The organism is Kitasatospora sp. NPDC004531 (assembly GCF_053602195.1).
This window is the reverse complement of the sequence record NZ_JBSGDD010000147.1, coordinates 1-9,379: the sequence shown is the minus strand read 5'-3', so window position 1 is coordinate 9,379 and position 9,379 is coordinate 1. Positions and strand designations below refer to the sequence as shown.

The 9,379-nt window shown below is 70.5% G+C and carries 8 protein-coding genes; 4 read left to right on the top strand and 4 right to left on the bottom strand.

What is annotated here, in order from left to right:
* The 3 genes from ACWEMJ_RS32500 to ACWEMJ_RS32490 all read right to left on the bottom strand — a co-directional run.
* Nucleotides 1-276 (bottom strand): TerD family protein (locus ACWEMJ_RS32500; protein ID WP_452140735.1); only part of this gene is annotated, 276 nt, incomplete at its 3' end.
* A 129-nt stretch (nt 277-405) separates the two neighbouring features.
* On the bottom strand, nt 406-864 hold the full coding sequence (locus ACWEMJ_RS32495) for a peroxiredoxin (protein WP_452140734.1): 459 nt from the start codon (nt 862-864) through the stop codon (nt 406-408).
* 199 nt (nt 865-1,063) lie between these two features.
* The gene (locus ACWEMJ_RS32490) at nt 1,064-1,501 is read right to left on the bottom strand and encodes a DUF3052 domain-containing protein (RefSeq protein ID WP_452140733.1); all 438 of its coding nucleotides are present in this window, start codon (nt 1,499-1,501) and stop codon (nt 1,064-1,066) included.
* Nucleotides 1,502-1,959: 458 nt separating this feature from the next.
* On the opposite strand from ACWEMJ_RS32490, the gene aceE reads away from it, so the two are divergent.
* Nucleotides 1,960-4,710: a pyruvate dehydrogenase (acetyl-transferring), homodimeric type gene (aceE, locus tag ACWEMJ_RS32485; RefSeq protein ID WP_452140732.1), complete on the top strand. Its 2,751-nt coding sequence runs from the start codon at nt 1,960-1,962 to the stop codon at nt 4,708-4,710.
* A gap of 142 nt (nt 4,711-4,852) precedes the next feature.
* Here the strand turns inward: aceE and ACWEMJ_RS32480 are convergent, their stop codons facing one another.
* Nucleotides 4,853-6,439 (bottom strand): MFS transporter, encoded by a 1,587-nt coding sequence (locus ACWEMJ_RS32480; protein WP_452140731.1) that lies wholly within the window; start codon nt 6,437-6,439, stop codon nt 4,853-4,855.
* 126 nt (nt 6,440-6,565) lie between these two features.
* Here ACWEMJ_RS32480 and ACWEMJ_RS32475 point away from each other — a divergent pair, with 126 nt between their 5' ends.
* The 3 genes from ACWEMJ_RS32475 (at nt 6,566) to ACWEMJ_RS32465 (ending at nt 9,254) form a co-directional block, all read left to right on the top strand.
* On the top strand, nt 6,566-7,231 hold the full coding sequence (locus ACWEMJ_RS32475) for a TetR/AcrR family transcriptional regulator (RefSeq protein ID WP_452140730.1): 666 nt from the start codon (nt 6,566-6,568) through the stop codon (nt 7,229-7,231).
* 89 nt (nt 7,232-7,320) lie between these two features.
* The gene (locus tag ACWEMJ_RS32470; protein WP_452140729.1) at nt 7,321-8,583 is read left to right on the top strand and encodes a sensor histidine kinase; all 1,263 of its coding nucleotides are present in this window, start codon (nt 7,321-7,323) and stop codon (nt 8,581-8,583) included.
* On the top strand, nt 8,580-9,254 hold the full coding sequence (locus ACWEMJ_RS32465; RefSeq protein ID WP_452140728.1) for a response regulator: 675 nt from the start codon (nt 8,580-8,582) through the stop codon (nt 9,252-9,254). The genes ACWEMJ_RS32470 and ACWEMJ_RS32465 overlap by 4 nt, the downstream gene beginning before the upstream one ends.
* The last annotated feature ends 125 nt before the right edge of the window (nt 9,255-9,379 follow it).

Here is a 9,379-nt window from a genome sequence, read left to right as displayed (position 1 = left end):
CTTGATCTGCTCGTCGTCGCCCTCGCCCTCGCCGGTGAGGTTGTCGCCGGTGTGCTCGACCGAACCGTCCGCGCTCTTCAGGTTGTTGAAGAAGATGAAGTCGGCGTCGGAGCGGACCCGGCCCTGCTCGGTGCAGAGCAGCGCGCTGGCGTCCAGGTCGAAGTCCGTGCCGGTGGTGGTGCGCACGTCCCACCCGAGGCCGACGACCACAGCGGTCAGGCCCGGCGCTTCCTTGGTGAGCGAGACATTGCCGCCCTTGCTCAGGCTGACACCCACGTGGTCCTCCAAGAAGTCGGTTTCCCGATCCGTCAACGGCCCGATCGTAGTGCGGGGTTCCCCGGCCGCGGCGGCGACTCGGCCCGGCGGCGCGGCGGAAAATCGGCGCGCCGCCGGGTCGAGGAGGCGTCAGAGCGCGCCAAGGGCGGCCAGGTACTCCTGGGTGTCGCGGGCGTCCGGCAGGCCGTTGACGACGCTCCAGCGGACCGCGCCCGCCTTGTCGATGACGAAGGTGCCGCGCACCGCGCAGCCCTTCTCCTCGTTGAAGACGCCGTAGGCGCGGGAGACCTCGCCGTGCGGCCAGAAGTCCGACAGCAGCGGGTACTCCAGGCCCTGCTGGTCGCCGAAGACGCGCAGCGAGAACGGGGAGTCGGCGGAGACGGCGAGCACCTGCACCTCGTCGTTCTGCAGGCGCGGCAGCTCCTTCTGGATCTCGCAGACCTCGCCGGTGCAGACGCCGGTGAACGCGAACGGGTAGAAGACCAGGACGACGTTCTTCTCGCCGCGGAAGTCGGACAGCTTCACCGACTCGCCGTGCTGGTTCTTCAGCTCGAAGTCGGGGGCCTGGGCGCCGATCTCGATGGCCATGGTGGGACCTTCCTGCCGGGACGTGGTGGTGCGGGCAGGGAAATCCTCGCATCCGCGCCCGCCCGTTCAGCCGTTCGGGTGAGCCACGGGGCGGTTCGACGAATTGTTCAGCCCTGAGCGAACACGGTGGCGGCAACGCGCGCGGGCCCCGGCGGAGTCTCCTCCACCGGGGCCCGCGGTGTCGCTCGCGGTCCGAATCTCAGCGCTTGCCGGTCTTCGAGGCCTTCGGGGTGGCCAGTCGGGTGCCCGCCCAGTCCTTGGCGATCGCCACCGAGCTGGTCTGCGACAGGCCGGCGGTCTTCGCGGCGTCCGCGATCTCGTGCGCCTCGACATGCCCGTCACGGCCGGTCTTCGGGGTCAGCAGCCAGATCAGGCCGCCCTCCGCCAGGTACTCCAGGGCGTCGACCAGGGCGTCGGTGAGATCCCCGTCCTCGTCGCGGTGCCACAGCAGGACGCCGTCGGCGACGTCGTCGTAGTCCTCGTCGGCGAGTTCGGTGCCAGTGATGTCCTCGATGCCCTCGCGGAGCTCCTGGTCACTGTCTTCGTCGTACCCGATCTCCTGAATGATCTGGCCCTCTTCGAAGCCCAGACGAAGCGCCGGGTTGGACTTGTCCGCGGGGTCCGCGGTCGCGCTCACGGGAATAACCTCCAGTATTCGGCTCGGCATCCATGCCGAGGCTGTGGCCGTAGTCCACACGGGAGCGGCGGTTCGCGCAAGTACCCGACCCCCGATCCCACCCAAAGGTTGACGTGTCGCAGGCCGACACGCCGCCCTCCGTGTGGGCAATCACACCGAAATATCCGCATCCGTGGGGGACCGGGACGCTTCGTCGGCCACCCGCGCGCGGGCCGCACGCCTGCCCGAGATGCGAACGGCATTCGGGCCAGCACTGTGTGCGGGCGTAAAGTCTCCTGTTGGCCCTCATCCCGACCGGCGGCCATCCTCCGGCCGGGATCCCAGGTCGGACCACCTCCTGACCGTACCGCCCAACCAGCGGAACGGTTACCGATCGGTAGAGATGACGGATCTCCGAACGCGGTAGCACGATGGAGGCGGCGCGACAACTCAGTTTCGACCGACAGTGAAGGAACAGCGTGGCTTCCGGATCCGATCGCAACCCGATCATCATTGGCGGCCTCCCGAGCCAGGTCCCGGACTTCGATCCCGAGGAGACCGCGGAATGGCTGGAGTCGCTTGACGCTGCCATCGACGAGCGCGGGCGCGAGCGTGCCCGCTACCTGATGCTGCGGCTGATCGAGCGCGCCCGTGAAAAGCGTGTGGCCGTGCCCGAGATGCGCAGCACGGACTACGTCAACACCATCGCCACCAAGGACGAGCCGTTCTTCCCCGGCAACGAGGAGATCGAGCGGAAGATCCTCAACGCGACGCGGTGGAACGCGGCCGTCATGGTGTCCCGCGCCCAGCGCCCCGGCATCGGCGTCGGCGGCCACATCGCCACCTTCGCCTCCTCGGCGTCGCTGTACGACGTGGGCTTCAACTACTTCTTCCGCGGCAAGGACGCCGACGGCGAGTCCGGCGACCAGGTGTTCTTCCAGGGCCACGCCTCGCCGGGCATCTACGCCCGCGCCTTCCTGCTGGACCGACTGACCGAGCAGCAGCTCGACGCGTTCCGCCAGGAGAAGTCCAAGGCGCCGTACGGCCTCTCCAGCTACCCGCACCCGCGGCTGATGCCGGACTTCTGGGAGTTCCCGACCGTCTCGATGGGCCTCGGCCCGCTCGGCGCGATCTACCAGGCCCGGATGAACCGCTACCTGGAGCACCGCGGCATCAAGGACACCTCCGACTCGCAGGTGTACGCCTTCCTCGGCGACGGCGAGATGGACGAGCCCGAGTCGCTCGGCCAGCTGTCCCTGGCCGCCCGCGAGGGCCTGGACAACCTGACCTTCGTGGTCAACTGCAACCTGCAGCGCCTGGACGGCCCGGTCCGCGGCAACGGCAAGATCATCCAGGAGCTGGAGTCGCAGTTCCGCGGCGCCGGCTGGAACGTCATCAAGCTGGTCTGGGACCGCACCTGGGACCCGCTGCTGGCCCAGGACCGCGACGGCGTCCTGGTCAACAAGCTGAACACCACCCCCGACGGCCAGTTCCAGACCTACGCCACCGAGTCCGGCGCGTACATCCGCGAGCACTTCTTCGGCGGCGACCTGCGCCTGCGCGCCATGGTCGAGAACATGACCGACTCGCAGATCCAGCACCTGGGCCGCGGCGGTCACGACCACCGCAAGGTGTACGCCGCGTTCAAGGCCGCCCGCGAGCACAAGGGCCAGCCGACCGTCATCCTCGCGCAGACCGTCAAGGGCTGGACGCTGGGCCCCAACTTCGAGGGCCGCAACGCCACCCACCAGATGAAGAAGCTGACGGTCGAGGACCTGAAGCGCTTCCGCGACCGGCTGCACCTGCCGATCACCGACAAGCAGCTCGACGAGGGCTACCCGCCCTACTACCACCCGGGCCGCAACTCGGAAGAGATCCAGTACATGCACGACCGCCGCGAGGAGCTCGGCGGCTACGTGCCCACCCGCAAGGTCCGCCCGCGCAAGCTCGAACTCCCGGGCGACGACGCGTACAAGGCGGTCAAGAAGGGCTCCGGCAACCAGACCATCGCCACCACCATGGCGTTCGTCCGGGTGCTCAAGGACCTGATGCGGGACAAGGGCATCGGCAACCGCTTCGTGCCGATCGCGCCGGACGAGTACCGCACCTTCGGCATGGACTCGCTCTTCCCGTCCGCCAAGATCTACAACCCGCTCGGCCAGACCTACGAGTCGGTCGACCGCGAGCTGCTGCTGGCGTACAAGGAGTCCCCGTCCGGCCAGATGCTGCACGACGGCATCTCCGAGGCCGGCTGCACCGCCTCGCTGATCGCCGCCGGCTCGTCCTACGCGACGCACGGCGAGCCGCTGATCCCGGTCTACGTCTTCTACTCGATGTTCGGGTTCCAGCGCACCGGCGACCAGTTCTGGCAGATGGCCGACCAGCTGGCCCGCGGCTTCGTCATCGGCGCCACCGCCGGCCGCACCACGCTCACCGGCGAGGGCCTCCAGCACGCCGACGGCCACTCGCAGCTGCTGGCCTCCACCAACCCCGGTGTGGTCGCCTACGACCCGGCCTACGGGTACGAGATCGCCCACATCGTCCAGGACGGCCTGCGCCGCATGTACGGCTCCTCCGCCGAGCACCCGCACGGCGAGGACGTCTTCTACTACATGACCGTCTACAACGAGCCCATCAAGATGCCGGCCGAGCCGGAGGGCGTGGACGTCGACGGCATCCTCAAGGGCCTCTACAAGCTCTCCGAGGGCACCGTCGGGCAGATCCCCGCCCAGGTGCTCGCCTCCGGCGTGGCCGTGCCGTGGGCCCTGGAGGCGCAGCGCATCCTCGCCGATGAGTGGAACGTCAAGGCGGACGTCTGGTCGGCCACCTCCTGGAACGAGCTGCGCCGCGACGCCGTCGAGGCCGAGGAGTTCAACCTCCTGCACCCCGAGGAGCCGCAGCGCGTCCCGTACGTGACCTCGAAGCTCTCCGGGGCCGAGGGTCCGTTCGTGGCCGTCTCCGACTGGATGCGCGCCGTCCCGGACCAGATCTCCCGCTGGGTCCCCGGCCAGTACCAGTCCCTGGGCGCCGACGGTTTCGGCTTCGCCGACACCCGCGGTGCGGCCCGCCGCTTCTTCCACATCGACGCGCAGTCGATCGTCCTGGCCACCCTCACCGAGCTGGCCAAGCAGGGCAAGATCGACCGCTCGGCGCTGAAGGACGCGATCGACCGCTACCAGCTCCTGGACGTGGCCGCGGCCGAGCCGGGTGCCGCAGGCGGCGACGCCTAAGCGCTGGCCGCTCCACCTGCTCCACCGTTCCCCGCGCCCCGTCAGGGGCGCGGGGAACTGCGCGAAGCGGAAGGCCAGAGCGCAAAGATCCGCCCGAGCAGGGGACTCCCCTCCTCGGGCGGATCTCGTAGTGCCGGGCGTGTCAGATGTGCACGGCCGGCCCGGCCTCGTTCGCGCCGCGCTTGGTGAGCAGGCCGAGGCCCGCCGCCAGCAGGGCGACGATCGAGGCGACGGTGAAGGCCACGCCCATGCCGCTGACGAAGGAGGAGTGGACGGCGTCCGCGACGCCGGTGGTGATCTGCTCGGGGGTGCCCTGCGGCATCGGCGGGGCGATGCCGAGCTGCGCGAGCTGCTTGAGCTGTTCGCCCTGCTCCCCGTCCGGGAAGGGGACGCCCGTCGCGGCCCACTTCTCCGGCAGCACGCTGGTGACCTTGGACGCCATCACCGCGCCGAGGACGGCCGTGCCGAGGCTGCCGCCGACCTGCATCGCGGCCTGCTGGAGGCCGCCCGCCACGCCGGACAGCTCCAGCGGGGCGTTGCCGACGATGACCTCGGTGGCGCCGACCATGACGGGGCTGAGGCCGAGGCCCATCAGCAGGAACCACAGCGACATGACGCCGTTGCCGGAGTGGATGTCCAGGGTGGACATGCCGAGCATCGCGCCGGTGGTGAGCAGCATGCCGCCGACGATCGGGATGCGCGGGCCGACCTTGCCGATCAGGAAGCCGGCCAGCGGGGCGCCGACGATCATCATGCCGGTCATCGGCAGCAGGTGGACGCCGGCGTCCACCGGCGCCATCCCGTGCACGTTCTGCAGGTAGAACGTCACGAAGAAGATGCCACCGAAGAACGCGAACGCCATCAGCACCATCAGCAGGGTGCCCGCCGACAGCGGGACGGAGCGGAACAGCGTGAGCGGGATGAGCGGTTCCTTGGCGAAGTTCTGCCAGACCGCGAAGGCCACCAGGGCGAGCACCGCGCCGCCGAGGAAGAGCAGGGTGGCGGGGTCGCCCCAGCCCCAGGTGGGGGCCTTGATGATGCCCCAGACCAGCATGAACATCGCCCCGGAGAGCAGCACGATGCCGGGGATGTCGAAGGACTTGGCGGCCTTCTCGGCGCGGACGTCCTTGAGGATCAGCAGGCCGAGGACGACGGCGACGATGCCGACCGGGATGTTGATGTAGAACACCGACTCCCAGTTGACGTGCTCGACCAGCAGGCCGCCTACGATCGGGCCGGCCGCGGTGGAGGCGCCGATGACGCCGCCCCAGATGCCGATCGCCATGTTGAGCTTGTCGGCGGGGAAGGCCCCGCGCAGCAGGCCGAGCGCGGCGGGCTGGAGCAGCGCGCCGAACAGGCCCTGCAGGACGCGGAAGAAGATCACCTGCTGGATCGAGCCGGCGAAGCCGATCGCGGCGGAGGTGGCGGCGAAGCCGACCGCGCCGACCAGGAAGGTGGACTTGTGGCCGAACCGGTCGCCGATCTTGCCGGCGGTGATCAGGAACACCGCCAGGGCCAGCAGGTAGCCGGAGGTGACCCACTGGATGTCGGCGGGGCTGGCCTTCAGGTCGGTCTGGATCGCCGGGTTGGCGATGGCCACGACGGTGCCGTCGAGGGCGACCATCATGACGCCGACGGCGACGGTGAGGAGGGTCAGCCAGGGGTGTCCCCGCAGCTTCCCTCCGGCGGCCGGAGCCGCTTCCTTGTCTATGACGACGGATTGGCTCATGGCTCGGGACTTCCCCGTTCGTGTGGTGTGCGAGAGACCGGCTCGAACATTATGTCAGCCGCTGACAATCGACAAACGGTGACTTGTGCCACTTGATGACAAGTGTCAGAGCGCTATCGTTGAGCCATGTCCACCCCCTCCATCGCCGTCGACCCGCAGCCCCCTGGCCTGCGCGAACGCAAGAAGCAGCGCACCCGGGGCGCCCTGGTCGAAGCCGCCAACCGGCTGTTCCAGCGGCAGGGCTACGCGAAGACCACGGTGGACGAGATCGCCGCCTCCGTGGAGGTCTCCCAGCGCACCTTCTTCCGGTACTTCGCCAACAAGGAGGAGGTCGCCCTCGCCGTGCTGGCCGACGCCGAGGAGACCTTCCTGGCGCTGCTGCGCGAACGCCCCGCCGAGGAGAACCCGCTGGAGGCGATGCGCGGCGCCGTCCGGCAGGTCTGGCTGACCCTCGACGAGGGCCGGGTCGCCGAACGCGGCACCGTGGCCGGCGCGCTGGAGCTCTTCGAGCTGATCGAGTCCACCCCCACCCTGCTCGCCGCCCACCTGCGGCACGCCCTCCAGCAGGAGGTCGAGGTGGCCCGGGTGCTCGCCGAACGCGAGGGCCTCGACCCCGCGCTCGACCTGCGCCCCCGGCTGCTGGCCGCCGTGTTCGGCACCGTGGTGCGGCTCTCGCACCTGTCGTACGCCGCCGAACCCGACCAGCACGACCACTGCATGGACGGCATGCTGGCCATGATCGAGCGCCACTTCGACCAGCTCGGCCCGGCGCTGGCCGGGTCCTGGCGCTGACCGCGCGGCCGGGTAGTACCGCAGTATCAGGGGCCGCTCCCGACCGGAGTATGAGGACAGCGGCCCCGTCCCGATCTACCCTCGGGCCGGTGACCACCTGGAAGACCTTCCTGCGCGCCCTCGTCGAGCCCGTGCCGGACCACCGCCCGCCGCTGTCCGGCGCCCGCCGGCCATGGGTCCGGGCGCTGCCCTTCTTCGTGGTGCTGGCCATGGTCGGCTCGCTGCTGCCCACCGGCGTGTTCGCGCTGACGCACTTCTACGGCCTGAACGGGGGCCTGGCCGCCGCACTGGCCGTCGTCCAGGCGGGGGTGCTGCCGCTGGCGCTGGTCCGGCCGCTCACCGCCTGGCAGGTGATGGCGCCGTCGGTGCTGGTCGGCGCGATCGCCACCCACGGCTCGGCCGCCGACCAGCCCTGGCCGTGGCCCGTCCCGACCCTGCTCTGCTACCTGTTCCTGATGGTGTTCCTGTCGATCCGGGAACGCGGCCGCACGCTGTTCGCCGTCTGGGTGGTCACCTTCCTCGGCTGCAGCCTGAGTTGGACGTTCTTCACCGAGTACTTCGACGGCACCTCGGTGGTGGCCACCGCGCTGTCCGGCGTGATCATGCTGCTCGGCTGGAGCCTGCGCGGACGCGGCGAGGCGCAGCGGCTGCTCGCCGCCCAGGAGCAGATCTCCGAGACCGAACGCGCCCGGCGCACGCTGCTGGAGGAACGCGCCCGGATCGCCCGCGAGCTGCACGACGTGGTCGCCCACCACATGTCGGTGATCGCCGTCCAGGCCGACAGCGCGCCCTACCGGATCGAGGGCCTGCCCGAGCCCGCCGTCGCCGAGTTCGGCCAGATCGCCACCGCCGCCCGCGGCTCGCTCGCCGAGATGCGCCGCCTGCTCGGGGTGCTGCGGGCCGCCGACACCGAGGCCGACAAGGCCCCGCAACCCGGCCTCGCCGACCTGCCCGGCCTGCTCGCCACCGTCGCCCAGGCCGGCGTGCACGCCGAACTCGACCTCGCCGACGCCGTCCTGGCCCTCGACCCCGTCCCCGAGGCGATCGGCCTGTCCGCGTACCGGATCGTCCAGGAGGCGCTGGCCAACGTCGTCCGGCACGCCCCCGGCGCGTCCGCCCGGGTCCGCGTCACCGCCTCCGACGGCGCGCTCACCGTGGACGTCGACAACGACCCCGCGCCCGGCCAGGCCCCCGCCGTCGAGACCTCCGCCTCCACCGGGCACGGACTGACCGGAATGCGTGAGCGCGTCCGCCTGCTGGCTGGCACCCTGGACACCGGCCCGACCGCCGACGGCGGCTACCGGGTCACCGCCGTCCTGCCACTCGCCGCCCCGGGAGAGACCACCGCATGACCATCCGCGTCCTCATCGTCGACGACCAGGCGATGGTCCGCGCAGGCTTCGCCGCCCTGCTCAACGCCCAGAGCGACATCGACGTCGTCGGCGACGCCGCGAACGGCCGCGAGGCGCTGGACGTCAGCCGCCGCACCCACCCCGACGTGGTGCTGATGGACGTCCGCATGCCCGAGATGGACGGCCTCGAAGCCGCCCGCCACCTGCTCGACCCGCCGCCCGGCGTCGTCCACCGCCCGCGCGTCCTGATGCTCACCACCTTCGACGTCGACGACTACGTCTACGAGGCGCTGCGGGCCGGCGCGTCCGGTTTCCTCCTCAAGGACGCCCCGCCCGCCGACCTGATCTCCGCCGTCCGCGTGGTCGCCGCCGGCGACGCCCTCCTCGCCCCCTCCGTCACCCGCCGCCTGATCGCCGACTTCGCCCAGAACCGCCCCGCCCCCCGCCGCGATCCCCGGCTGCGCCTCAACGGCCTCACCCCGCGCGAGACCGAAGTCCTCGGCCTCATCGCCCGCGGCCTCTCCAACCAGGAGATCGCCGCCCACCTGGTCCTCGCCGAACAGACCGTCAAAACCCACATCGGCCGCATCCTCGCCAAACTCAACCTCCGCGACCGCGCCCAAGCGGTGGTCCTCGCCTACGAGAGCGGCCTCGTCCAGCCGGGCGGATGAGGGCAGAGAGCGAGCAACCCCAGGGGCGCGGGGAACTGCGCGCAGCGGAAGGAACCCGTCCGCAAGATCGCGACGCAGGACAATGACCTGCACGTGATCGCGACCTTGCGGACGTGACTTGCGCT

Excerpts from the sequence above, each read along its gene's own strand:
- ACWEMJ_RS32495 (WP_452140734.1), bottom strand. The coding sequence starts at position 864 with ATGGCCATCGAGATCGGCGCCCAGGCCCCCGACTTCGAGCTGAAGAAC.
- ACWEMJ_RS32480 (WP_452140731.1), bottom strand. The coding sequence starts at position 6,439 with ATGAGCCAATCCGTCGTCATAGACAAGGAAGCGGCTCCGGCCGCCGGA.
- ACWEMJ_RS32475 (WP_452140730.1), top strand. The coding sequence starts at position 6,566 with ATGTCCACCCCCTCCATCGCCGTCGACCCGCAGCCCCCTGGCCTGCGC.
- ACWEMJ_RS32465 (WP_452140728.1), top strand. The coding sequence starts at position 8,580 with ATGACCATCCGCGTCCTCATCGTCGACGACCAGGCGATGGTCCGCGCA.